At 63.6% G+C, this 23627-nt stretch carries 26 protein-coding genes and 1 pseudogene; 9 read left to right on the forward strand and 18 right to left on the reverse strand.

The window, feature by feature from the left end; all coding sequences use genetic code 11:
• Window positions 1–15 precede the first annotated feature (15 nt).
• From LC298_RS09385 to fsa, 3 genes and pseudogenes are all read right to left on the reverse strand, one after another.
• Entirely contained in the window at window positions 16–567 is a 552-nt protein-coding gene (locus LC298_RS09385; RefSeq protein ID WP_199223280.1) for an SDR family oxidoreductase, read from the reverse strand.
• A gap of 13 nt (window positions 568–580) precedes the next feature.
• A pseudogene (locus LC298_RS18020) lies at window positions 581–700 on the reverse strand (SDR family NAD(P)-dependent oxidoreductase); the annotation flags it as partial.
• 83 nt (window positions 701–783) lie between these two features.
• Window positions 784–1437 (reverse strand): fructose-6-phosphate aldolase, encoded by a 654-nt coding sequence (gene fsa / locus LC298_RS09390; protein ID WP_131569128.1) that lies wholly within the window; start codon window positions 1435–1437, stop codon window positions 784–786.
• Between the two features lie 82 nt (window positions 1438–1519).
• Here fsa and LC298_RS09395 point away from each other — a divergent pair, with 82 nt between their 5' ends.
• From LC298_RS09395 to LC298_RS09435, 9 genes are all read left to right on the forward strand, one after another.
• Entirely contained in the window at window positions 1520–3715 is a 2196-nt protein-coding gene (locus LC298_RS09395; protein WP_131569131.1) for a primosomal protein N', read from the forward strand.
• Window positions 3716–3767: 52 nt separating this feature from the next.
• Window positions 3768–4715 carry a DMT family transporter gene (locus LC298_RS09400; protein ID WP_131569133.1) on the forward strand — a complete coding sequence of 316 codons (948 nt, stop codon included), beginning with the start codon at window positions 3768–3770 and terminating at the stop codon, window positions 4713–4715.
• Window positions 4712–5104, forward strand: coding sequence for an AGROH133_08824 family phage infection protein (locus tag LC298_RS09405; RefSeq protein ID WP_131569135.1), 393 nt, complete (start codon window positions 4712–4714; stop codon window positions 5102–5104). The genes LC298_RS09400 and LC298_RS09405 overlap by 4 nt, the downstream gene beginning before the upstream one ends.
• Window positions 5105–5325: 221 nt before the next feature.
• Window positions 5326–5889, forward strand: coding sequence for a F0F1 ATP synthase subunit delta (locus LC298_RS09410; RefSeq protein WP_131569137.1), 564 nt, complete (start codon window positions 5326–5328; stop codon window positions 5887–5889).
• A complete protein-coding gene (gene atpA, locus LC298_RS09415; RefSeq protein ID WP_131569139.1) occupies window positions 5889–7418 on the forward strand; it encodes a F0F1 ATP synthase subunit alpha in 1530 nt (509 codons plus the stop codon). Before LC298_RS09410 ends, atpA begins: the two co-directional genes overlap by 1 nt.
• Window positions 7419–7453: 35 nt before the next feature.
• Window positions 7454–8335, forward strand: a complete 882-nt coding sequence (locus LC298_RS09420; RefSeq protein WP_131569141.1) for a F0F1 ATP synthase subunit gamma — start codon at window positions 7454–7456, stop codon at window positions 8333–8335.
• A 14-nt stretch (window positions 8336–8349) separates the two neighbouring features.
• Window positions 8350–9831 carry a F0F1 ATP synthase subunit beta gene (gene atpD / locus LC298_RS09425; RefSeq protein WP_223385617.1) on the forward strand — a complete coding sequence of 494 codons (1482 nt, stop codon included), beginning with the start codon at window positions 8350–8352 and terminating at the stop codon, window positions 9829–9831.
• A 30-nt stretch (window positions 9832–9861) separates the two neighbouring features.
• On the forward strand, window positions 9862–10056 hold the full coding sequence (locus LC298_RS09430) for a hypothetical protein (RefSeq protein WP_131569143.1): 195 nt from the start codon (window positions 9862–9864) through the stop codon (window positions 10054–10056).
• Window positions 10057–10063: 7 nt separating this feature from the next.
• Window positions 10064–10471: a F0F1 ATP synthase subunit epsilon gene (locus LC298_RS09435; RefSeq protein WP_131569145.1), complete on the forward strand. Its 408-nt coding sequence runs from the start codon at window positions 10064–10066 to the stop codon at window positions 10469–10471.
• A 112-nt stretch (window positions 10472–10583) separates the two neighbouring features.
• Here LC298_RS09435 and LC298_RS09440 read toward each other — a convergent pair whose 3' ends face one another.
• The 15 genes from LC298_RS09440 to LC298_RS09510 all read right to left on the reverse strand — a co-directional run bounded on the left by LC298_RS09440 (window position 10584) and on the right by LC298_RS09510 (window position 23516).
• Complete coding sequence (locus LC298_RS09440; RefSeq protein ID WP_131569147.1) at window positions 10584–11084, reverse strand: GNAT family N-acetyltransferase; 501 nt, start codon at window positions 11082–11084, stop codon at window positions 10584–10586.
• Entirely contained in the window at window positions 11081–11782 is a 702-nt protein-coding gene (locus LC298_RS09445; protein ID WP_131569149.1) for an aspartate/glutamate racemase family protein, read from the reverse strand. Before LC298_RS09445 ends, LC298_RS09440 begins: the two co-directional genes overlap by 4 nt.
• Complete coding sequence (locus LC298_RS09450) at window positions 11779–12312, reverse strand: RNA pyrophosphohydrolase (protein WP_131569151.1); 534 nt, start codon at window positions 12310–12312, stop codon at window positions 11779–11781. The genes LC298_RS09445 and LC298_RS09450 overlap by 4 nt, the downstream gene beginning before the upstream one ends.
• A gap of 8 nt (window positions 12313–12320) precedes the next feature.
• A complete protein-coding gene (locus tag LC298_RS09455; RefSeq protein WP_223385618.1) occupies window positions 12321–13481 on the reverse strand; it encodes a divergent polysaccharide deacetylase family protein in 1161 nt (386 codons plus the stop codon).
• Between the two features lie 138 nt (window positions 13482–13619).
• Window positions 13620–14942 (reverse strand): S41 family peptidase, encoded by a 1323-nt coding sequence (locus tag LC298_RS09460; RefSeq protein ID WP_131569155.1) that lies wholly within the window; start codon window positions 14940–14942, stop codon window positions 13620–13622.
• 5 nt (window positions 14943–14947) lie between these two features.
• Window positions 14948–16270: a murein hydrolase activator EnvC family protein gene (locus LC298_RS09465; protein WP_131569158.1), complete on the reverse strand. Its 1323-nt coding sequence runs from the start codon at window positions 16268–16270 to the stop codon at window positions 14948–14950.
• A 93-nt stretch (window positions 16271–16363) separates the two neighbouring features.
• Window positions 16364–16849, reverse strand: a complete 486-nt coding sequence (gene rlmH, locus LC298_RS09470; protein ID WP_131569160.1) for a 23S rRNA (pseudouridine(1915)-N(3))-methyltransferase RlmH — start codon at window positions 16847–16849, stop codon at window positions 16364–16366.
• Between the two features lie 34 nt (window positions 16850–16883).
• Window positions 16884–17264: a ribosome silencing factor gene (rsfS, locus tag LC298_RS09475; protein ID WP_131569162.1), complete on the reverse strand. Its 381-nt coding sequence runs from the start codon at window positions 17262–17264 to the stop codon at window positions 16884–16886.
• A 140-nt stretch (window positions 17265–17404) separates the two neighbouring features.
• Window positions 17405–18043 carry a nicotinate-nucleotide adenylyltransferase gene (locus LC298_RS09480; protein ID WP_223385619.1) on the reverse strand — a complete coding sequence of 213 codons (639 nt, stop codon included), beginning with the start codon at window positions 18041–18043 and terminating at the stop codon, window positions 17405–17407.
• 10 nt (window positions 18044–18053) lie between these two features.
• Window positions 18054–19340 (reverse strand): glutamate-5-semialdehyde dehydrogenase, encoded by a 1287-nt coding sequence (locus LC298_RS09485; protein WP_131569164.1) that lies wholly within the window; start codon window positions 19338–19340, stop codon window positions 18054–18056.
• 110 nt (window positions 19341–19450) lie between these two features.
• On the reverse strand, window positions 19451–20566 hold the full coding sequence (proB, locus tag LC298_RS09490; protein WP_131569166.1) for a glutamate 5-kinase: 1116 nt from the start codon (window positions 20564–20566) through the stop codon (window positions 19451–19453).
• Window positions 20563–21597 carry a GTPase ObgE gene (gene obgE, locus LC298_RS09495; protein ID WP_131569168.1) on the reverse strand — a complete coding sequence of 345 codons (1035 nt, stop codon included), beginning with the start codon at window positions 21595–21597 and terminating at the stop codon, window positions 20563–20565. The genes proB and obgE overlap by 4 nt, the downstream gene beginning before the upstream one ends.
• Window positions 21598–21728: 131 nt before the next feature.
• Window positions 21729–22340, reverse strand: coding sequence for a GNAT family N-acetyltransferase (locus tag LC298_RS09500; protein ID WP_131569170.1), 612 nt, complete (start codon window positions 22338–22340; stop codon window positions 21729–21731).
• A gap of 113 nt (window positions 22341–22453) precedes the next feature.
• The gene (rpmA, locus tag LC298_RS09505) at window positions 22454–22723 is read right to left on the reverse strand and encodes a 50S ribosomal protein L27 (RefSeq protein WP_131569172.1); all 270 of its coding nucleotides are present in this window, start codon (window positions 22721–22723) and stop codon (window positions 22454–22456) included.
• An 82-nt stretch (window positions 22724–22805) separates the two neighbouring features.
• Window positions 22806–23516, reverse strand: coding sequence for a 50S ribosomal protein L21 (locus tag LC298_RS09510; protein WP_131569174.1), 711 nt, complete (start codon window positions 23514–23516; stop codon window positions 22806–22808).
• Window positions 23517–23627 lie beyond the last annotated feature (111 nt).

Raw genomic sequence — 23627 nt, forward strand, 5'->3', positions numbered from 1 at the left:
GAGAGGCGGCGGGCTTCAGCGCCCGGCGGGATTGGGCATGACCAGCACTTCCGACACGTTGACATGGGCCGGCTGCGACACCGCGTAGATGACGGCATTGGCGATATCTTCGGCCTGCAGGGCCTCAGGTTTCTTCTCGTCGAAGAAGGGCGTGTCGACCATGCCCGGCTCGATCAGGGTGACGCGCACGCCGTCCTCCTTCACTTCCTCGCGCAAATTGCGTCCATAACCGGTCACCGCCCATTTGGTCGCGCCATAGACCGAGCCGCTGAGCGTGACACGGCCCGCAACCGACGAAGTCAGCACGATGTGTCCCATCGCCTTCTTCACCTCCGGAAGCGCGGTCCTGCAGGTCATGATCGCGCCGTAGATATTGGCGAGGATCATCGCCTTCCAGTTCTCCGGGTCGCCCTTGGCGGTGCCCGGCGAAGACGCGCCGAAACCGGCATTGGCGAAGACCACGTCGAGCGAACCGAATTTTTCGATGGTCCGGGCGACCATCGCCTCCTGATCGGCATCCTCGGGTGACGTCGCATTTGATGGCGATGGCGTAATCAGGTCCGCCAAGCTCTGCGGCGAGGCTTTCCAGCTTGTCGACAGAGCGGGCGGCAAGCGCCACCCGGTAGCCCTGTTCACGCGCTGCGCGGGCGGTCGCCGCGCCGATGCCCGACGACGCGCCGGTGATCAGAAAGGTTTTCATGGATAGCCTCCGTGGGTGTTTCCGTGGCCTCCGGGCAACGGGCGGCCTCCACGGAGGTTCCGTTCAGGCCGGACGGCGCTGCCTCAGGCGATCTTCTGGCCGGTCTTCGCCCAGTCGGCGAGGAAAGCGTCGAGACCCTTGTCGGTCAGCGGATGCTTGACGAGTGCCCGCAGGGTCGCCGGGGGCACGGTGGCGACATCGGCGCCGATAAGAGCGGCTTCCTTGACATGGTTCACGGTGCGGATCGAGGCAGCGAGGATCTCGGTCGCAAAACCGTAATTGTCGTAAATCGCGCGGATCTCTCCGATCAGGTCCATGCCATTGATGCCCATATCGTCGATGCGGCCGATGAAGGGCGAAATGAACGTTGCGCCGGCCTTGGCGGCGAGCAGCGCCTGCGTGGCCGAAAAGCACAGCGTCACATTCACCTTGCGGCCATCGGAAGTGATCGTCTTGCAGGCCTTCAGCCCGTCGAAGGTGAGCGGCACCTTGATGCAGATATTGTCGGCGATCTTCGACAGAACGTCGGCTTCCTTCATCATCTGCTCGTATTCGGTCGCCGCCACCTCGGCGGAGACGGGACCGTCGACGATATCGCAGATCTCCTTTGTCACCTCGGTGATGTCGCGGCCGGATTTCATGATCAGCGACGGGTTGGTGGTCACGCCGTCGAGCAGGCCGATCTCGTTGAGTTCGCGGATTTCCTTGGTGTCGGCGGTATCGACAAAGAACTTCATGGGGGGTCCCTGCTGCTGTGCCCGGGGGCAATTTCGGATCGGGCTTCCGTTTAGACCAAAGTATCGGCAAGGTCACCCTGAAATGGCAGCAGATTCGTCTTCCCCCGCCCGGACCGTCCCCGTACTCGTTCCGACGCCGTCGGAGCGGCCCTACACCTATGCCGTGTCGGCCGGGGTGACGGTCCGGCCGGGCTCGATCGTGCAGGTTCCGCTCGGTCCGCGACTGGTGCCGGGAATCGTCTGGGATGCGCCGGAAGGTGGCGCGGACGAGGTCGATCCGAAGAAGCTGCGTCCGATCGAGCAGGCCTTTGATTGCCCGCCCGTTCCCGCCGGCATGAGGCGATTCATCGACTGGGTCGCGCGCTATACGCTGTCGGCGCCGGGGATGGTGGCGCGCATGGTGTTGCGCGCTCCGGCGGCCTTCGATCCCGAGCCGCCGACGCCCGGACTGCGGATCACCGACGGCAGGCCGCAGCGCATGACGGCGGCGCGCGAGCGCGTGCTGGAACTGGCGGAGGACGGCCTGGCGTGGACCCGCTCCGGCCTCGCCCATGCGGCCGGGGTATCGCTTTCGGTCGTCGACGGCCTCGTCAAGGCCGGGTCGTTCGAGACGATCGACCTGCCGCCGCAGCCGGTTGTCGCCGCGCCGGACCCGGAGTTCGGCGAGGGCGAACTTTCGCCGGACCAGCAATCGGCCGCCGATGACTTGAGGGCGGTGGTGGAGAAAGGCGGGTTTTCGGCGACGCTGCTGGAGGGAGTCACCGGTTCGGGCAAGACGGAGGTCTATTTCGAGGCCGTCGCGGCGGCGCTTGACAAGGGCAGGCAGGTGCTCGTGCTGCTGCCCGAAATCGCGCTGACGCATGCCTTTCTGGAGCGATTTCATGCCCGCTTCGGCGCGCCGCCCGCCGAATGGCACTCCGATCTGGCGCCGAAAACCCGCGAACGGGTGTGGCGGCAGGCCGCGGACGGGCGGGTGCGGGTGGTCGCGGGCGCGCGCTCGGCACTGTTCCTGCCGTTCTGCGATCTCGGGCTTATCGTCGTCGACGAGGAGCACGACCCCGCCTACAAGCAGGAAGACCGGGTGTTTTACAATGCCCGCGACATGGCCGTGGTGCGGGCGCATCTGGGCGGCTTTCCGATTGTGCTGGCGAGCGCGACGCCCTCGGTCGAAACGCGCCACAACGCCGAGGCCGGGCGTTACCGCCACGTCACGCTCGACCGCCGCTTCGCCGAGGCCGCGCTTCCCGATCTGCGAGCCATCGACATGCGCCGCACTCCGCCGGCGCGCGGCAAATTCCTGTCGCCGCCGCTGCAGGCCGAGATCGGCAAGACGCTCGAACGCGGGGAGCAGGCGCTGCTGTTTCTCAACCGGCGGGGCTATGCGCCGCTGACACTGTGCCGGGTATGCGGCCACCGGTTCGAATGTCCGGACTGCTCGAGCTGGCTTGTCGAGCACCGGTTTCGCGGCCAGTTGATGTGCCACCATTGCGGTCATCACGAGCCGGTACCGGAAGCCTGTCCGCAATGCGGGACGCTCGACCATCTGGTCGCCTGCGGGCCCGGGATCGAACGGATCGCTGAGGAGGTCGTCGGCCGGTTCCCCGACGCCCGCGCGATCGTCCTGTCATCCGACATGATGGGCGGGGTGAAGCGGCTGCGACTGGAACTGGAGGCGATCGCCGAGGGCCAGGCCGACATCGTCATCGGCACCCAGCTCGTCGCCAAGGGCCACAATTTTCCGAACCTGACGCTGGTCGGCGTGGTCGACGCCGATCTGGGGCTGGCGAGCGGCGATCCGCGCGCCGCCGAACGGACGTTCCAGCTCCTCAGCCAGGTGACGGGACGCGCCGGGCGCACCGGCAAGAAGAGCCTCGGGCTGATCCAGACCTACCAGCCGGAACATCCCGCCATGAAGGCGATCGTCACCGGAGACGGCGAGGCGTTCTACGCCAGCCAGATCGCCGAGCGCGAACGCGGGCAACTGCCGCCGTTCGGGCGGCTGGCGGCGGTCATCGTCTCGGCGAACACGCGCGCCGAGGCGGAGGCCTACGGGCGGGCGCTGCGCGCCGCCGCACCGCCGGCGGGCGACATCATGGTGCTCGGGCCGGCCGAAGCCCCGCTGGCCCTGATCCGCGGGCGGCACCGATTCCGGCTGCTCGTGCACGGGACGGAGCGCGCCGACCTGCAGACCTATCTGCGCCGGACGATCGCGGCCGCCCCGAAACCGCGCGGATCGGTCAGGGTCAGTCTCGACATCGATCCGCAAAGCTTCTTGTAGAACGAACCTCTTTTCAGATACCGCTCGCCTGCCATCCCATCCCCTGTTAGGGATGGCGCTGCTTTCTCCGGATATTCCCTTGTCTTCCACCCGCACCCTCCGTCACGACATCGATTCCATCGCCATGCCGCCGGCGGCGATGGGTTTTGCGCTGGCCGCCTTCCTGATGTTCTCCTGCCTCGATGCCGGCGCGAAGTGGTTGGTGACCGGCGGCTATGCCGTGCTGTTCGTCGCCTGGGTCCGGTTCGCCGTGCAGGGGATCGTGCTGTTCGTCGTCTATCGCGGCTGGAGGAACGCCAGGCTGTGGCGGATGGAGAACCGCCTGCTCCAGACCGTGCGCGGGCTGCTGCTGCCGGCAATGACGGTGTTCAACTTCCTCGCGCTCCGGCACCTGCAGTTGGCGGAGACGGTCAGCGTGCTGCTGGCCACGCCCATCCTCGTCACGATCCTGGCCGGACCGCTGCTCGGCGAATGGGCGGGGCCGCGGCGCTGGGCGGCCATTCTCGTCGGGTTCGCCGGGGTGCTTCTGGTGGTTCGCCCCGGCACCGAAATGTTCGACCTGCCGGTGGTCTTCATCCTTGCCGCCATGACGTGCAACGGCTTCTACTTCATCCTGACCCGCAAGCTCGCCGCGCGCGAGACGCCGGAAAGCCTGATCTTCTATTCCTGCCTCTTTGCGATCGTCATCTTTGCGCCCTTCGCCTTCACCGAGGGGGTGGCACCGGCCGAACTCCTCGATGTGGCGGTCTTCGTCGTCGTCGGCCTCGCCGGAATGGTCGGCCACATGGCGCTGATCCGCGCGAGCCGGCTGGCCGACGCATCAAAAGTCTCGCCGTTTCAGTATTCGCAGGTCATCTGGATGGCAGCCTTCGGGTTTTTCATCTTCGGCGACCTGCCCGACCTGTGGACAGTAGCCGGCACCCTCGTCATTTGCGCCAGCGGGCTCTATCTGATGAACCGCGAACGGCAGATCCGCAGAAAGAGGCGCGCTCCCGCATGATCGATATCATTCCTCCGCAAACGCCCGGTGAATGGCTCGCCTGGGCGTCCGCACTCGTCACACTTTTCTTCGGCCTGCTGTGTTTCTTCGCGCCGCGGCTGTCGCTGCGCGTCATGCGCCTGCAGACCGAACCCGGCGTGCCGGAGGCGGTTTCCGAGAGCCGTGGAACGATGGCGGGATTTTATCTCGGGACGGCCCTTCTCGCGATCGTCTTCAACCAGCCGTTCATCTGGATGGTGCTTGGCGCCGGCTGGGCATTCACCGCCCTCGGCCGGCTGGTTTCCATCGTGTTCGACGGCGGCAACAAGACGTTCAACTGGATTTCCATCGCCATCGAAATCGCGCTCGCCGCGGCCCCGCTCGCCTACGTCTTCGGGTGGGTGCACTGACCGTCGCGCGGTGCCGCCCGGAATCCGGCTTTTCTGCGACAAAAGGGCGGTTTCCTCTTGTTGCGCGGGGGAAAAGCATATGCTAGACGGCTCGCAATTCGCTGGGGGACGGGTTCTTCCGTTTCAAGTTGCGGAAAAAGAAATATCAATAAGATCAATGCGTTAAGCAATGCCGTCTCGGCTTCTCCCTGCTTGCGTATTGGGAAATAACAGAGAAGCGGTTGCCAGTGGCCAATTCATCTCTCACTTCCGGTGTGGCTTCCCGATATGCGCAGTCCCTTTTCGACATCGCGCTGGAAACCGGCTCGGTGGCGAAGGTGCAGGAGCAGCTTGGCGCATTCGAGAAACTGCTGAACGAAAGCGATGATCTGCAGCGCCTGGTGCGCAGCCCGGTCTTCTCGACCGGTGAGCAGCTTTCGGCGATCAACGCGATCACCCGGAAGGCCGGTCTCGACGGCGTCTTCGGAAATTTCCTCAAGGTCGTCGCCTCGAACCGCCGCCTGTTCGCCCTGCCGGGAATGATCGAGGCCTTCCGCACGATCGCCGCCGAGCACAAGGGCGTCGTCAACGCCAAGGTGACGAGCGCATTCGCGCTGACGCCGGAGCAGGAAGAAGAACTCAAGGCGACGTTGAAGGACGTTGCCGGCAAGGACGTCGAGATCGACCTGACCGTCGATCCGTCGCTTCTGGGCGGGCTGATCGTCAAGATCGGGTCGCGGCAGATCGACACGTCACTCAAGACAAAATTGTCATCAATGAAGCTCGCGCTGAAAGAGGTCGGCTGATGGATATTCGCGCCGCGGAAATTTCCGCAATCCTTAAAGACCAGATCAAGAACTTCGGAGAGGAAGCCGAAGTCTCGGAAGTCGGTTCCGTTCTGTCCGTCGGCGACGGTATCGCCCGCGTTTACGGTCTGGACAATGTGCAGGCCGGTGAAATGGTCGAATTTCCGGGCGGCATTCGCGGTATGGCGCTCAACCTGGAATCCGACAATGTCGGCGTCGTGATCTTCGGCTCCGACCGCGACATCAAGGAAGGCGACACGGTCAAGCGGACCGGCGCCATCGTGGACGTGCCAGTCGGCAAGGAACTTCTCGGCCGCGTGGTTGACGGCCTCGGCAACCCGATCGACGGCAAGGGGCCGATCAAGGCGAAGCAGCGCATGCGCGTCGACGTCAAGGCGCCGGGCATCATCCCCCGCAAGTCGGTTCATGAGCCGATGTCGACAGGCCTCAAGGCCATCGATGCCCTGATCCCGATCGGCCGCGGCCAGCGCGAGCTCGTCATCGGCGACCGCCAGACCGGCAAGACGGCGATCATTCTCGACACCTTCCTCAACCAGAAGCCGATCCACGACAGCGGTCCGGAAAAGGACAAGCTCTATTGCGTCTACGTCGCGATCGGGCAGAAGCGCTCGACGGTCGCGCAGTTCGTGAAGGTACTGGAGGAGCGCGGTGCGCTCGAATATTCCGTCATCATCGCCGCGACGGCTTCCGATCCCGCGCCCATGCAGTATCTGGCCCCATTCGCCGGCTGCACGATCGGCGAATATTTCCGCGACAACGGCATGCACGCGCTGATCGCCTATGACGATCTGTCGAAACAGGCCGTCGCCTACCGCCAGATGTCGCTGCTGCTGCGCCGCCCGCCGGGCCGCGAAGCCTATCCGGGCGACGTCTTCTACCTGCATTCGCGCCTGCTCGAACGCGCCGCGAAGCTGAACGAGGACCACGGTGCCGGTTCGCTTACCGCCCTACCGATCATCGAGACGCAGGCCAACGACGTGTCGGCCTACATCCCGACCAACGTGATCTCGATTACAGACGGCCAGATCTTCCTCGAGACGGATCTGTTCTTCCAGGGCGTCCGCCCGGCGGTGAACGTCGGCCTGTCGGTGTCGCGCGTCGGTTCCTCCGCGCAGATCAAGGCGATGAAGCAGGTTGCCGGCTCGATTAAGGGCGAGCTCGCCCAGTATCGCGAAATGGCGGCCTTTGCCCAGTTCGGCTCCGACCTGGACGCGGCGACGCAGCGCTTGCTCAACCGCGGCGCGCGCCTCACCGAACTCCTCAAGCAGCCGCAGTTCTCGCCGCTGAAGACCGAAGAACAGGTCGCGGTGATCTTCGCCGGCGTCAACGGCTATCTCGACAAGCTGGCAGTGGACGAGGTCGGCAGATTCGAGCAGGGCCTGCTCAGCCACATGCGCACCGAAGGCAAGAACGTTCTCGAAGAGATCCGCAAGGAGCAGAAACTCACCGACGAGATCGAAGAGAAGCTCAAGGCACAGATCGACGCCTACGCGAAATCCTTCGCGTAAGGCGCTGACCGGAACAGAGAACGGAACAGTCTGGCATGCCTTCACTCAAGGACCTCCGCAACCGGATTGCATCGGTCAAGGCCACGCAGAAGATCACCAAGGCCATGCAGATGGTGGCCGCGGCGAAACTCCGGCGCGCGCAGGATGCAGCCGAGGCGGCGCGCCCCTATTCGCAGCGGATGGGCGCCGTGCTCGCCAACATCGCCGAAACCCTCGGCGACGGCGACGATGCGCCGAAGCTGATGACCGGCACGGGCAGCGATCAGACACACCTGCTGGTTGTCTGCACCGCGGAGCGCGGTCTTTGCGGCGGCTTCAACTCCTCGATCGCGCGCCTTGCCCGCGAACACGCCCGCAAGCTCCTGGCCGAGGGAAAGACGGTGAAGATCATCACCGTCGGCAAAAAGGGCCATGACATCCTGCGGCGAGGACTGGGCGACAACATCATCGAGCGGATCGACCTTCGCGATGTGAAGAAGCTCGCCTTCGTCAATGCGGACGAGATCGGCAAGAAGGTGATCGCGCTCTTCGAGGAGGGCGCGTTCGACGTCTGCACGCTGTTCTATTCGGAATTCAAATCCGTCATCTCCCAGATTCCGACAGCGCAGCAACTCATCCCGGCCTCGGCTGGAGAGAGTGTTGCGGCACAGACCGCCGGCGACGCGATTTACGACTACGAGCCGGACGCGACCGCGATCCTGGACGACCTTATTCCGCGCAATATCTCGGTGCAGATCTTCCGCGCGCTTCTCGAAAACGCCGCGTCCGAACAGGGTGCGAGAATGAGCGCGATGGACAACGCCACGCGCAACGCCGGTGAGATGATCGACAAGCTGACGATGAGCTACAACCGTCAGCGTCAGGCTCAGATCACCAAGGAACTCATTGAAATCATTTCCGGCGCGGAAGCGCTGTAAGGAAGGGTAGAACGATGGCCAAAGCAGCAGCAGCAAAGAAACCCGCCGCAAAGAAGCCAACCAAGGTGAAACTGGCCGAAGGAACCACCGGCAAGATCGCCCAGGTGATCGGCGCCGTCGTCGACGTGCAGTTCGGGGACGAGCTTCCGGCGATCCTCAACGCGCTCGAAACGGAGAACGGCGGACAGCGCCTGGTGCTCGAAGTCGCCCAGCATCTCGGCGAAAACACCGTGCGCTGCATCGCGATGGACTCCACCGAGGGTCTGGTCCGCGGCCAGGAGGTCGTCGATACCGGCGGCCCGATCTCGGTTCCGGTGGGCCCGCAAATGCTCGGCCGCATCATCAACGTGGTCGGTGAGCCGATCGACGAGGCCGGCGCCGTCAATGGCGAAGAGATGCGCGGCATCCACCAGCCTGCTCCCGATTACATCGACCAGTCGACGGAAGCTGAAATCCTGATCACCGGCATCAAGGTGCTCGACCTGCTCGCCCCCTACGCAAAAGGCGGCAAGATCGGCCTGTTCGGCGGCGCGGGCGTCGGCAAGACGGTGCTCATCCAGGAACTGATCAACAACGTCGCGAAAGCCCATGGCGGCTACTCGGTGTTTGCCGGCGTCGGCGAGCGCACCCGCGAGGGCAACGATCTCTATCACGAGTTCATCGAATCCGGCGTCAACAAGCAGGGCGGCGGCGAAGGCTCCAAGGCCGCGCTTGTGTTCGGCCAGATGAACGAGCCGCCCGGCGCACGCGCCCGCGTCGGCCTCACCGGCCTGACCATCGCCGAATATTTCCGCGACCAGGGCCAGGACGTGCTGTTCTTCGTGGACAACATTTTCCGCTTCACACAGGCCGGTTCGGAAGTGTCGGCGCTGCTCGGCCGCATCCCGTCGGCGGTGGGCTACCAGCCGACGCTCGCCACCGACATGGGGGCGCTGCAGGAGCGCATCACCACGACGACCAAGGGTTCGATCACCTCCGTGCAGGCGATCTACGTGCCCGCCGACGACCTGACCGACCCCGCGCCGGCGACCTCGTTCGCGCACCTTGACGCAACGACCGTTCTCAACCGCGCGATTTCTGAAAAGGGCATCTATCCGGCCGTCGACCCGCTCGACTCGACCTCGCGCATGCTCGACCCGATGATCGTCGGCGAGGAGCATTATGAAGTGGCGCGCCGGGTGCAGGAAACGCTGCAGCGCTACAAGTCGCTGCAGGACATCATCGCCATTCTCGGCATGGACGAACTGTCCGAAGAGGACAAGCTGACTGTGGCGCGCGCGCGCAAAATCGAGCGTTTCCTGTCACAGCCGTTCTTCGTCGCCGAGGTCTTCACCGGTTCTCCGGGCAAGCTCGTCGACCTCGCCGACACGATCAAGGGCTTCAAGGGCCTGGTCGACGGTGAGTACGATCACCTTCCCGAGGTTGCCTTCTATATGGTCGGCACCATCGAGGAAGCGGTTGAGAAGGCGCAGCGCCTCGCCGCAGAGGCGGCCTGACGCCAACCCTGAACCGGCGGGAGAACGACGATGAAGCGGTGGATACCAGCAGCTGAAATCGTTCTCGCCGGTGCCTTGACTGGTTACCTGATCGGGCCCGAGTCGCTCGATCAGTTCTTCGGGACGGCGTTCCGCAACACCGTCGCATTCAATGTGATCGCCGGCGCGGCCATCGGGGCAGTGCTCGGAGTGATCGCGGTGATGGCGACACCAAAGGCAGAGTGATTGATCGATGGCTGACGCATTCAAGTTCGAACTGGTTTCGCCGGAGCGCCTTCTCGTTTCCGAAGAGGCGCTGCAGGTCGTCGTGCCGGGCGAAGAAGGCTATTTCACCGTCCTCGCCAGCCACGCGCCGGCCATGGCGACGCTGAAGCCCGGCGTCGTGGAGGTGAAGCTCGCCGGGGGTGCCGACGAGCGATTCGTCGTCTTCGGCGGCTTTGTCGACGTCACGCCGGAGGCGTGCACGCTGCTGGCCGAATCTGCGGTCAACGTGAACGATATCGACCGGCACGACCTTGAACAGCGCATCCAGGACGCCCGCGAGGACGTCGACGATGCCAAGGACGACGCCGGCCTGACCAAGGCGCGTACCTATCTCGACCAGTTGACCACGCTTCAGGGCGCAATCTTGCCCGCGTGACGCGATTGAGAGCGTATGTCGAAAGCGGCCTTCGGGGCCGCTTTTTTGTTTTGCAGGGCAGAAACCGATCCGTGCCTCACGATCAGCGGTTCAAATGAACCGCGCAAGCAGATCAGAGAGCATCGAATGCTTCCGGATAGCGCAACGGGCCGCGGTAACCGAACAGGCCGCCGGGGACGAGTTCGAGCGCCATCAGGTGCGGCCCCTGCCAGGGAGACGTCACGCAGTCGGCCAGCGCGCTCGTGAACCCGAAACGGCCGTAATAGACCGGGTCACCGAGAACGAAGACCGAAAGCCAGCCCCGCTCACGCGCGGCGGTTATGGCGGTGCGGGTCAGTTCCGTTCCGATAAGGAAATCTCGCCAGTCCGGATCGACGCCTAAGGGAGCAAGGGCCAGCGAACGTTCCGGTCCCCCGACCGCCGACAGGAGGACGTGGCCGATGATCCGGCCGTCGAGTTCGGCAACCATTGATAGGGTTTCGGTCTCGTCCGCGAGAAGCTTTTCGACGAGATTCGCTTCGGCATCCTGTCCGAATGCCCGGCGCTGAACCGCGAGGATGCCGGGCAGATCTTCAGCTCTGCCCGGCCTGAAACTGGTTTTCGCCAGTATCATTCGGCTGCCTCGAGAGCGCACGCGACCGCCGCCCTCGCATGAAGGACAGTAGTATCGAAAACCGGAACCGGAGAGTTGGAGGCGTCGATCAGCATGGTAATCTCCGTGCAGCCGAGAATGAACGCGTCGCAGCCCTCGCGCCGCATGCGCTCCATGATCTTAAGATAGCGCCTTCTCGACCCGTCCTCGACCCTGCCGAGGCACAACTCCTCGTAAATGATGCGGTGGACGTCGTCGCGTTCGCCCTGGTCGGGCAGCCTCACCTCCAGTCCGAACTTCCCTTCCAGCCGGTCCCTGTAGAACCTTTCCTCCATGGTGAAGCGCGTGGCCAGCAGGCCCACCGTCCGGTGGCCCGCATCCGCGATCGCCGCGCCGGTCGGGTCGGCGATGTGAAGGACCTCAAGCCCCGAGCCCTCACCGACCTCGGTTGCGAGCTTGTGCATCGTATTTGTGGCGATGACCAGGAAGGCGGCACCACCAGCCTTCAGGCCTTGGGCCGCCTCCACGAGAATACGCGCACAGGCGTTCCAATCAGCTTCATGTTGGTATCGCTGAATTTCCTCGAAATCGACGGATTGGAGCAGAATGCGCGCAGAATGGAGGCCACCGAGCGTCTCGCGCGCTGCCTCGTTCATCGCGCGATAGTAAAGCGCCGTGGATTCCCAGCTCATGCCGCCGAGAACGCCGATGAGTCTCATTGCGGGGAATTTCCGGCAAGATGACCGAAAACCCGCACCAGTTCCTCGTACACCGCCCGCTTGAACGGTACGATCAGGTCGGGCAATTCCGCCATCGGCAGCCATGCCCACTCCTCGAACTCGCGCTCATGCCCGTCCGGTGGCGGGTCAATGCGCACTTCGCTGTCGTCGCCGGTGAAGCGGAAGGCGAACCACTTTTGCGTCTGGCCGCAATATTTTCCTTTCAGGCCGGTGCCTATCAGGTGTTCGGGAAGATCGTAATCCATCCACTCAGGGGCCTCCCCGATCAGATCCACAGAGCGCATTCCCGTTTCCTCGTAAAGTTCGCGGTAGGCAGCCGAAAGCGGGTCCTCGCCCTTGTCAATTCCGCCCTGCGGCAGCTGCCACAGTTTGGCGTGGCCGGAATACTCGGTGTTGCCCTCCTTGGCGCGCTTGCCGGCCCAGACGAGGCCGTCGGCGTTCAACACCATGATGCCGACGCAGGGCCGGTACGGCAAATCGTTTGGCCGGCATTTTTTGGTGTCCGACATGTTCTCTCCTAGCGCGCAAGGGCCGACACACCGACCAACTCGAATCCGCGTTTCTTCGCGCCGTTCGCCCAAGACGCGACGATCTCGACCGTGGTCTCGAACGCCGAGCCGCTGCCGACGGCAAAGCCCGTTGTGGATGCCGTCTGCTCAAGCTGCTTGAGTTGCGCTGAAATTGCAGCGGGATCCCGGGATGCGTCCAGAATCACGTGACCGGCGACATAGGGAACGTCGTGGGCGGCAGCGAGTTCGCGCAACCGTTCCCCGCCAGCGGTACCGTCATTCAGGTAGAGCAGGCCCCGATCGGCCACTTCGCGCAGAACCGGCGTTATCGCCCCGTCATCATTCGCGAACCGCCCGCCGAGATAATTGACTACGCCGGTGTAATTCGTCATCCGCCCGAGCGCCCAGCGCAGATGGGCGAGATTTTCCTCAGCGGAGGCGGCCAGCGTCAGCGTTTCGGGCCCGGGATCGGATTGGGGATAGTTAAACGGTTCCATCGGAACCTGCATCAGGAGTTCGTGCCCCTTCTTGCGCGCCTGCCGCATCCACCTGCCAAGACTGTTGCCGTGGGGAGCGAAGGCAAGCGTCACCTCGGGCGGCAGTTCGCGCAGCGCGTTTTGCGTGCCGGTCTGCGACACGCCCATTCCGCCGATGACGATGGCGATGCGCTTACCGCCCGCTTGCGACCAAGGCCGCGCGTAGATGTCCATCGGGCGGCGGCCGTCGCCGGTGCGCGCCGGGAGATCGCCCCACTCGCTTTTTTCGAGCGCCTCCTCATCCGGCAGGTGAGCGACCTGGAGCGGCTGGCCGACCGATGCGGCCGACGGGTCGCGGATGACGATCACCTTGGGGCCGCCCTCCGAGAGCCGGCCGTCGGCTGGAGCAGCGCCGTCCTCCGGCACAGTGGCACCTTCGGCCGACGCCGGCGTGTCCCCGTCCCCGTAAACGATCTCGACGCCCGCGGAAGGTGCGGCGGTGCGATCCGGCATCTCCGTCTCGCCATCAGCGACCGCCGGGGCCTCGATCGAGATGGCCGCCGTTTCCGGGAGATTGTCGCGGGTCGCGAGGGAATAGACGTTGAGCCCCGCCAGACCGAGGAAGACGCAGGCAACCAGCGCCTTACCCTGCCAGCCGCCCGAAACGCGATGCCGCTCCTTGCGTTTCTGCACTCGCGCATCCGGTCGGCGCGGCTGTCCGAGAGGGGCATTCAGGTCGGTCACGATTGGGCTTACCCGCGAATCAAAAGGCCACCGGAAACGGTGGCCTTTTCTAGCACGGGTTTCCGTTGTTCCTGCAACGGTAGGAGCCTAGTTCGGCAGCGCCTTGGCCGGGTCCGGCGGATACGCCTCGTTCGTGCGCTCGCCGCGCATCAGTGCCAGCGCGAAAGCCAACTGGTCGTCTTCCTTCGGATCTTGCGGAACGTAGGCGATCGAGCCCGATCCTTTGTCGTCCTCCTCGTCGCCGGCGATGTGGCCACGCAAGTCCGACTCGCCGCGTTTGAGGTCGCGCCCGAGCAACTCCTCGGGGATGGTCTGCTCCACCTTGATATCCGGCGTGATGCCCTTGCCCTGGATCGAGACGCCCGCCGGCGTGTAGTAGAGGGCCGTCGTCAGGCGAAGCGCACCGTTCTCGCCCAGCGGGATGATGGTCTGAACCGATCCCTTGCCGAAGGATTGTGTTCCGACCACGGTTGCTCGGCGATGATCCTGCAGAGCACCGGCAACGATCTCGGATGCACTGGCCGAACCACCATTGACCATGACGATCAGGGGCTTTCCGCCCGTCAGGTCACCCGGCCGGGCCGAGTAACGTCGGCTGTCGCGGTCATCGCGCCCCCGGGTCGAGACAATCAGGCCCTTTTCCAGAAATGCGTCGGAAACATTGATCGCCTGATCCAGCAGTCCGCCCGGATTGAGGCGCATGTCGAGAACGAACCCCTTCAGCCTGTCCTCGCCGATTTCCTCGGTCAGGTCGGTAATCGCCTTCTGCAGGTCGTCGAACGTCTGCTCGGTGAAGGAGATCAGCCGCAGATAGCCGATGTCGTCCTCGGCACGGTAACGCACCGCCTGCACCTTGATGACGTCGCGAACGATCGTGATCTCCAGCGGCCTGTCAGCGCCCTCCCGGATGATCGTCAGCTCGATCGGTGTGTTGACAAGGCCGCGCATCTTGTCGACCGCGTCCTGCAACGTCAGGCCACGAACCTCGACACCGTCGATCTTGCTGATCAAGTCGCCAGCGAGAACACCCGCCTTCTCGGCGGGCGTGCCGTACATCGGCGTGATCACCTTGACGAGTTCGTCTTCCATGGTGACTTCGATTCCGAGACCGCCGAACTCCCCCTTGGTCTGGGTGCGCATGTCGGCGGCATCGTCGGCATTGAGATAGGATGAATGCGGATCAAGCGACGTCAGCATGCCGTTTATTGCATTCTCGATGAGATCCTTTTCCGCAGGCTCTTCGACATAGTTCGCCCGAATGCGCTCGAAAATGTCACCGAAAATGGCAAGTTGCTTATACGTATCGCTTCCCGCTGCGTTCGCGGACATCAGTCCACCGCCCGACAATGCCAGCATGGAAGCCGCACCCATAAGAGCGCCTGCAAAAAGCAGTGACAACTTTCGCATCATATCCCTTACGTCCTTCCAGTTCCGGAGCGTTCCCACCATGGCGAGGGATCGATCGGGTTACCGTTTTTCCTGAACTCTATATAGAGCGTCGGATTGTCGTTTGCAGCGGCCGCTGCCGAAACGCTCGCCAAATGTATTCTTCCCACACCGCCGACCGGTTCGCCAGCCAATACGAACTGGCCTTGCCGGACGTCTATGCGCTCCATACCCGCCAGCACGACATGATAATCTTCACCGACATTCAGGATCAAGAGTTGTCCGTACGATCTGAACGGGCCCGCATAGACAACCCATCCGTCAGCCGGTGCCGTGACATATGCGCCGGGCATCGCCTCGATCGTCTCGCCCTGCGCCGTCGCGCCATAGCCGTCATCATCTCCAAATGCGGTGATTATGCGGCCCGTAGTGGGCTTTGCGAGTTTTCCGCGAAGGTCCGAAAACGCATATGCCGGCGAGATGCGTGCGGTCGAATCAGCTTGGTTTTCAGCACGTTTGCGCCCTTCTTCCAGTCGCCGTTCCGCCTCGGCGCGCGCCTCCTCGGCGGCTTCCTGCACCGACAGGATTTCGCGCTCGATTGAAGCGATCAACTCCTGAAGCGTCTCCGCCTTCGCCGCAAGTTCGGCAGCCCGCGCCTGTTCGAACGCCAGTTCCTTAGCGGTCCGGGTCTCCAGCGATTTCTTTTCCTCAAGCAAAAGTGAAAGACGTGTTTGCTCCGCCTTCTGCTCCGCCATGGTTTCGCGGAGGCTTTCACGCTCGGACCGGTAAGTCTCGGTCAGACGCCGCAATTCGGTCAGGTCCGCGATCAGCACACGGGTTTCCTCGCGCATGCCCGGCACCACGGCACTCAAAAGTATGGAACTGCGCACCGACGACAGCGCATCTTCAGGCGTGACCAGGATCGCGGGCGGCGGGTTGAGCCCCATGCGCTGCAATGCCGCCAGTACCTCCGCCAGAAGTGCCCGGCGCTCGCTCAGGCTCAGACGCACCGCGTCCGCTTCCCGCGCGGTCGCCACAAGCGAGTCCTCCAGTTCCATCACATCCCGGGAAAGTTTCCTCTCCGTCTTCGCGGCCTGAATCAACGCGGTGTTCAGCGAGGCGCGATCCTTCCGGATTCCTGCCACCTCGGCGGCAAGCTGTTGCGCCTTCTCGCGGGACAATTGACGGGCACGCAGAACATCCGCCAACTCAGTGGCGCTGCGCTCGAGACTATTCGACAGATCCTGGCCCGAGGCCGGCTTCGCGTCTTGCTGCGGCGTCTCCTGCGCGCGCACGAAGACCGGCGCGAAAACGAGCGCGCCCGATATCATGAGGTGGAGAAACAAACGCATCGAGGGAAAGGAATCAGCTCCGGTTGCCAGCAGCAATGTTACGCGATGGTGTGGCGAATGAAACCGGCGACTTTATCTGAAGCCCGGCAGTGTTCAGCCGCGATGATAGGGATGCCCGGAAAGTATGGTAGTGGCCCGGTAGAGCTGCTCGGCCAGCATGATGCGGGCGAGCTGATGGGGCCAGGTCTGTTCGCCGAAGGACAGAACCAGGTCTGCGCGGTCGCGCAGCGACGGATCATGTCCGTCGGGCCCGCCGAGTGCAAAGACCAGATGCGCGATCCCGTCATCACGGTAACCCGCGATCTTCCCCGCAAAATCGCTGGAACTGAAAGACTTCCCGCGTTCGTCGAGCAGGATCAGAATTGTCGATGGATCGGAACCAAGCTCCGCACAGCGGGCGCTTTCCTCCCGCCTTCTTAGCGCAGAGGTTTGCGCGCGGCTCTCCGCAATCTCGATCTGCCCGCCGAATTCCAGACCAAGAGACCGTCCGGCCTTCGTCAGCCGACCGCTATATCGCGACACAAGTTCTGTTTCGGGGCCGGACTTCATCCGACCCACAGCAAAGACGGTCAATCGCATCGCGACTCAGAGGCCAGCGCGGCGGGCGCGGCTCCTAGTGAAGGGTGCCGGGCGCCGTTTCCGGCTCCTGCCACATTTTCTCAAGCGAGTAAAAGTCGCGAACTTCCGGGCGAAAGACATGAATGATGACGTCGCCGGCGTCGATGAGGACCCAGTCGGCAGCCGACAGCCCTTCCACCTTCGCGGTTCCGTATCCCGCCTCTTTCAGACTACGAAGCAAATGATCGGCGACCGCAGCGACGTGGCGATGCGAACGACCCGAGGCCACGACCATGTGATCGGCCATGGCGGATTTGCCCTGAATGTCGATTGAGACGATGTCTTCGGCCTTGGAGTCTTCCAGACTTTCAATGACCAGTTCATGAACCCGATCGGCAGCTTCCTTATCGCTGATGTCGGGTGTTGAAGGCGCCATAGGGGCCTTCTTGAGTGTCGTTGTTCTCAAAGGTTTCCTTTCAATTCGGAACAAACGATACGACCGGCGATTCGCCCGCCGCACCCTGAAGATAGTCACGAGGCGTTAACACTTTCAAGACGCGGCGGTTCAAGCTTTATTCACGGTTTGTGCAGACCGTCGCGAATTGCGGTCGAGGAAACCGGAGAGCGTGGCCCGTGGAGGAATGTCCAGACCGGCGGTTCAAGGAAGGAAAGCAGGGCCGCGTCGCCCTCGTCGAGGCGCGCATAGTCGAAGGTCTTCGCCATCTTGGAGGAAAGATAGGAAAGCGTTGCGCCGGGACGGTCGATCACGGCGATGGGAAACGCTTGGACGATGTCGCGCCAGTTCTGCCAGCGATGAAAATCCGCCAGATTGTCCGCTCCCATGATCCACACGAACCGGACCCCGGGGTTGTAACGGCGCACCAGCGCAAGGGTCTCGGAAGTGAAGCGCACGTCATGGGAGGCTTCGAACGCCGTGACTTTGACGCGCGGATTCGAGTTGATGGCCTCCGACCAGGCAATACGGTCCGCAAGCGGCGGAAGCGCAGCGGTATCCTTCAGCGGGTTACCGGGTGTCACCATCCACCAGATCTGGTTGAGTTGGAGCCGCCGCGTGGCAAGTTCCGTGACCAATAGATGGCCGTCATGCGGCGGATTGAACGATCCGCCGAAGAGGCCAACCGACATGCCCGGCTCGACATGCGGCATGCGCAGATGATGCCGGGCGATGCCCGCACGGGATTTCGCAGCGGTCATCTTGCTTCGATCAGGGCCGGGTCTGCCCGGTACCGCGCACGCGATATTTGAATGAGGTCAGCTGCTCCACGCCGACCGGGCCGCGGGCGTGCATCTTCCCGGTGGCGATGCCGATCTCGGCCCCCATCCCGAACTCGCCGCCATCGGCGAACTGGGTCGAGGCATTGTGCAGCAGGATGGCGCTGTCAACCTCGTCGAAGAACCGGCTGACGACGTCCGCACCCTCGGCGATAACAGCTTCGGTGTGGTTGGACGAGTATTCGCCGATATGGGCGATTGCGCCACTGATCCCGTCAACGAGAGCGACGGAAATGACCGGGGCGAGATATTCCGTTGTCCAGTCCTCCGGTGTGGCTGCGAGTGCGCCCGGCCAGAGTCGGCAAACATCCGCGTCGCCCCGGATTTCGCACCCCGCATCACGCAGCGCGTCGAGAACCGGCGCGAGATGGGTATCGGCTCCAGCCCGATCGACGAGAAGCGTCTCCGCGGAGCCGCAAATGCCGGTACGGCGCATCTTGGAGTTGACGACGACGTCGCACGCCATGGCGAGATCGGCCGACTTGTCGACATAGACGTGACAGAGGCCCTCCAGATGGGCGAAAACCGGCACGCGGGCCTCGGCCTGCACGCGCGCAACGAGACTCTTGCCGCCGCGCGGAACGATCACATCGACCGTGCCGCCAAGACCGGTCAGCAATTCACCGACCGCCGCGCGGTCGGTCACCGGGACGAGCTGGATTGCGTCCTCGGGAAGCCCGGCCGCCTTGAGGCCGTCAACCAGCGCGGCATGAATGGCGCGCGAGGAATTCAGCGAATCCGAGCCGCCGCGCAGGATCACCGCATTGCCCGCCTTGAGACACAACGCCCCGGCGTCCGCGGTAACATTGGGGCGGCTTTCGTAAATCACGCCGATCACGCCGAGCGGCGTGCGGACACGCTCGATCTTCAGGCCGTTCGGCCGGTCCCATGCCGCGATGATTTCGCCGACCGGATCAGGCAGATCAGCGATGGCGCGGATTGCATCGGCCATTGCGCGGATGCGGTCTTCATCCAGTTTCAGCCGGTCCCGGAAAGCCGGCGTGATATCTGTTTCTTCTGCGTTCTCCATGTCGATCGCGTTGGCCGAAAGGATTTCCCCGCTGCGCCGCAGAATGGCATCGGCCATGGCGGCCAGCGCGTCGTTCCTCCGCTCGGCGCCGGCGATGGCGAGCGGCCCGCTTGCCGCCCGCGCGCGGGTGCCCATGTCGGCCATGAGAGCCGCGACATCATTTCCGTTGAGCTCGGTTTTCGTCAGCATTGCGCTGTCCTCTCGCGTGGAGCCGTCTCAATACAGCGCAAGCCATTCGAGGGCAATGCGCTGCCCTTGCCGGAAGACGGAGGCGGAAAGCCGATGACTGGGCTCTTCCGTTACCGGCTCAGCACCAGATCGTCGCGATGCACCATCGCAGCACGTGGCGCGTAACCGAGAATGCCCTCGATCTCACCGGTCCTGCGGCCCGCGATCCGGATTGCTTCGGCGGAATCGTAACCGGCCAGTCCGCGCGCAATCTCCGCGCCGTCCTCGAGGGCGATCGCCAGCGTATCGCCGCGCTGGAACGTGCCTTGGACTCCCCGGACGCCTGCCGCCAGGAGGCTCTTGCCTGACTTCAGCGCTGCATGGGCACCGGCGTCGATCACCAACCTTCCCTGCGGCTCCAGTTGCCCGGCGATCCAGCTCTTCCAGGCGGAAACCGGGTGCGCAACCGGGTGAAACAGCGTGTGGCGCCCGCCGCCGGAAAGCGCCCGCAGCGGGTGCTCGGCCTTGCCGCTGGCGATGATCATTGCCGTCCCTGCCTGTGTGGCGATCTTTCCCGCCTCGATCTTGGTGCGCATTCCGCCGCGCGAAAGTTCCGACGCCGCGGCGCCGGCCATTGCCTCGATCCGGGGCGTGATCCGCTCGATCTCGGCGAAGTGTTCAGCGTCCGGCTGCTCCGCCGGCGATGCGCTGTAGAGCCCGTCGACATCGGACAGGAGCACCAGAAGATCGGCGTTCATCATCGTCGCGACGCGCGCCGCCAGCCGGTCGTTGTCGCCGTAGCGGATTTCGGATGTCGCGACGGTGTCGTTCTCGTTGATGACCGGTACCGCTCCCGCGCGCAGCAACGCGCCCATCGTGGCACGTGCATTCAGGTAGCGGCGGCGCGATTCCGTGTCATCGATAGTGACCAGGACCTGCCCTGTGGTGATGCCTTCCTCGTCCAGCGCCTCCGCCCAGGCCCGCGACAGCGCAATCTGTCCGACGGCGGCCGCGGCCTGGCTTTCTTCCAGCTTGAGAGATCCGGACCGCATACCGAGCACGGTACGGCCCATGGCAATCGCGCCGGAAGAGACGACGAGAATCTCGTGCCCCTGGCCGAGCAGATGCGCGATGTCGCGGGCGAGGCCGTTCAGCCACGATCGCCGGAGGCCGGACTTCCGTTCGACCAGCAAGGCGGAGCCGATCTTGACGGCGATCCGCTTGTAGGGGGCGAGGGTCCCACTCATGCCGACCAGCGCGGATCGCTTTCGGCGGGCTCCTCCGCCTCCCGGGCATCTTCGATATGATCCATCAGTGCCCGCAGAACCTCTTCGAGCCCGTCGCGGCTGACCGAGGAAACCAGCATCGGGGCGCGGCCGCATCCTTCTGCGAGGCGCTCTGCCTTCTCGCGGATGCCGGCGGCGTCGAGCGCGTCGATCTTCGACAGTGCGACGATTTCCGGTTCTTCCGCGATGCCGTGTCCGTAAGCCTCGAGTTCGTGACGGACGGTGCGGTAGGCGTGCGCCGGATCCTCTTCGAGCGCCGATACCAAATGCAGGATCACGTTGGTGCGCTCGATATGGCCGAGGAACCGGTCGCCGATGCCGACGCCCTCATGGGCGCCTTCGATCAAACCGGGAATGTCGGCCATCACGAACTCCCGGGAATCGATGCGCACAACGCCGAGATTGGGGTGCAGGGTCGTGAACGGATAATCCGCGATTTTCGGCTTTGCCGCGGTGACGCTTGCCAGAAACGTCGATTTGCCCGCATTGGGCAGGCCGGCGATCCCGGCGTCTGCAATCAGTTTCAGGCGCAGCCAGATCGTGCGCTCGAGCCCTTCCTGGCCCGGATTCGCCCGGCGCGGCGCCTGATTGGTGGAGGACTTGAAATGGGCATTGCCGAACCCGCCATTGCCGCCCTTGGCGAGCAGGAAGCGCTGCCCTTTTTCGGTCAGGTCGACGATCAGCGTTTCATTGTCCTCCTCGAGGATCTGCGTCCCGACCGGCACCTTCAGCGTCACGTCGGAACCCTTGGCTCCAGTCTTCTCGCGGCCCATGCCGTGAATTCCGGTCTTCGCCTTGAAGTGCTGCTGGTATCGATAGTCGATAAGTGTGTTCAAGCCGTCGACGGCTTCGACCCAGACATCGCCGCCCCGTCCGCCATCGCCGCCATCCGGACCTCCGAACTCGATGTATTTCTCGCGGCGAAACGACACGGCGCCTGCGCCGCCATCGCCCGAACGGATATAGACTTTTGCCTGATCGAGAAATTTCATGCTGCTGTCATCTGTGCCTGATCAGGGCACCACCTAACCCATTGAGCAAAAAAGCGCGAGATTGAATTCGTGAGCCATCCGCGGTGTCATCAGACTGGAGAGGGTCGAGAAGGGCCGGGCGGCTCGCCGGATCAGCACCGCCTTTGGGAAGCCTTCTGGGAAAGCCAATCCGTCCGGTTCAACGTATAGCGCTCAACCGGAACGCGACCAACCGAAACGCTGTCGATCTCGTCGAGCCCGGCTAGGGAAAATCCCGATTTGCGGATCACGTTGCGCGAAGGGGAGTTGATCGTCCGGCAGACGGCATAGACCCTCTCGGCGGCCGTGGCGCGGAATGCCTGATCGACCAGCGCACTGGCGACCTCGGTGGCGTAGCCGTTGCCCCAATACCCCGCGCCGAGCCAGAAACCGATCTCGAAACCCTGGCTGCGCGCACGCTGCTCCAGGCCGCATACCCCGATCAGACGGCCGGTGTCGGCGAGGGTGATGGCGTACATGTAGCCTTCGTGTTCACCCCGTTCACAGCGCTCCAGAAACGCTTTCGCGTCGGCGAGACTGTAGGGATGGGGGATGCGCGACGTCATCTCCGCTATGCGGCGGTCATTGGCGATGACGGCGAGTTCCTCCGCGTCGTCGAGATGCGGAGGTCGCAGCACAAGGCGTTCCGTGAGAAGGACGGGACTGTCGTAGTTCAGGTCCAACCCGCGAAAGTCCGCTTCGTTCTGTCTGGCATTCTGGATCATGGTTCTCACGGGAATCAAAAAGGGAGATGGGGGCTTGTCCCATCTCCCTTCAAGGTTTCGTCTTCAAACGTGATCCGGGGTCTGGGACACCGGATGTTTTGAAGCGGACCCGGTTACTCCGCGGCTTCCTGCGTCGGCATGACGGATACGTAGGTTCGGCCATTGGCTTTCGCCTTGAACTCCACGGCGCCTTCGACGAGGGCAAAAATGGTGTGATCCTTGCCAAGGCCGACATTCACGCCGGGATGCCATTTCGTGCCGCGCTGACGCACGAGGATGTTGCCCGGGATGACGCGCTCGCCACCGAACTTCTTCACGCCAAGACGTTTGGATTCCGAATCGCGACCGTTACGCGACGAACCGCCAGCTTTCTTGTGTGCCATTTTCTGTCTCCTGTCGCGCTTCGAAGCGCGTTTATCGTTTTATGGGGGCTGCGGGCGTTCGAGACAAGCCCGCCTGCTGCTGTTATTTCTTCACGAGTTCTTTCGCCTGCGCCTGCCAGTCGCTGATCTGGTCGGCCGAGAACGGCATCGCCTCGTCGATCTTCGCGATGTCGGCCTTGGTGAGCTTGGCGATCTGCGCGAAGGTCGTGATGCCCTGCTCGTTCAGCTGCTTTTCCGCGACCGGGCCGATGCCCTTGATCTCGGTCAGCTTGTCGGCATCGCCCTTCGGCGCGGTGAACAGCGTGGCGGCTGCCGCCGGCTCGGCTTTCGCCTTCTTCTCGGCCTTTGCCGCCGGCTTTGCGTCGGCTTTCTCCGCCGGTTTGGCGGCTGCCTTGGCTTCGGCTTTTGCAGTTTCTTTCTTCGGAGCTTCCTTCTTGGGCGCGTCCTTTTTGGCGGCGGCCTTTTTCGAGGGCTTGGCGCCACCGGTAAGGATCTCGGAGATCCGCACCGTCGTCAGGTGCTGGCGATGGCCGCGGGTGCGCTGCGAATTCTGGCGGCGGCGCTTCTTGAAGGCGATGACCTTGCGGGCGCGGCCCTGCTCGACAACCTCGGCGGTGACCAGAGCGCCATCCACGAAGGGCACACCGATCGATGCATCGGCGCCTTCGCCGACCATCAGAACCTCGTTAAATTCAATGATGTCGCCAGCATCGCCGGCAACCTTCTCGATCTTCAGGACATCCTCGGCGGCAACGCGGTATTGCTTGCCCCCGGTCTTGATGACTGCGAACATCTTTTTTCCTTCCGTGTTCGGTCCGGCTCGTGCCAAAGTTCCGCGATGGGACCGGCAGGCCGTCTTTTTGGTCAGTCGTGACGGTTTCTCGTTGCTGCGCCGTGTGCGGCG

The sequence above is a fragment of the Oricola cellulosilytica genome (genome assembly GCF_019966575.1).
GTDB classification, from domain to species: domain Bacteria; phylum Pseudomonadota; class Alphaproteobacteria; order Rhizobiales; family Rhizobiaceae; genus Oricola; species Oricola cellulosilytica.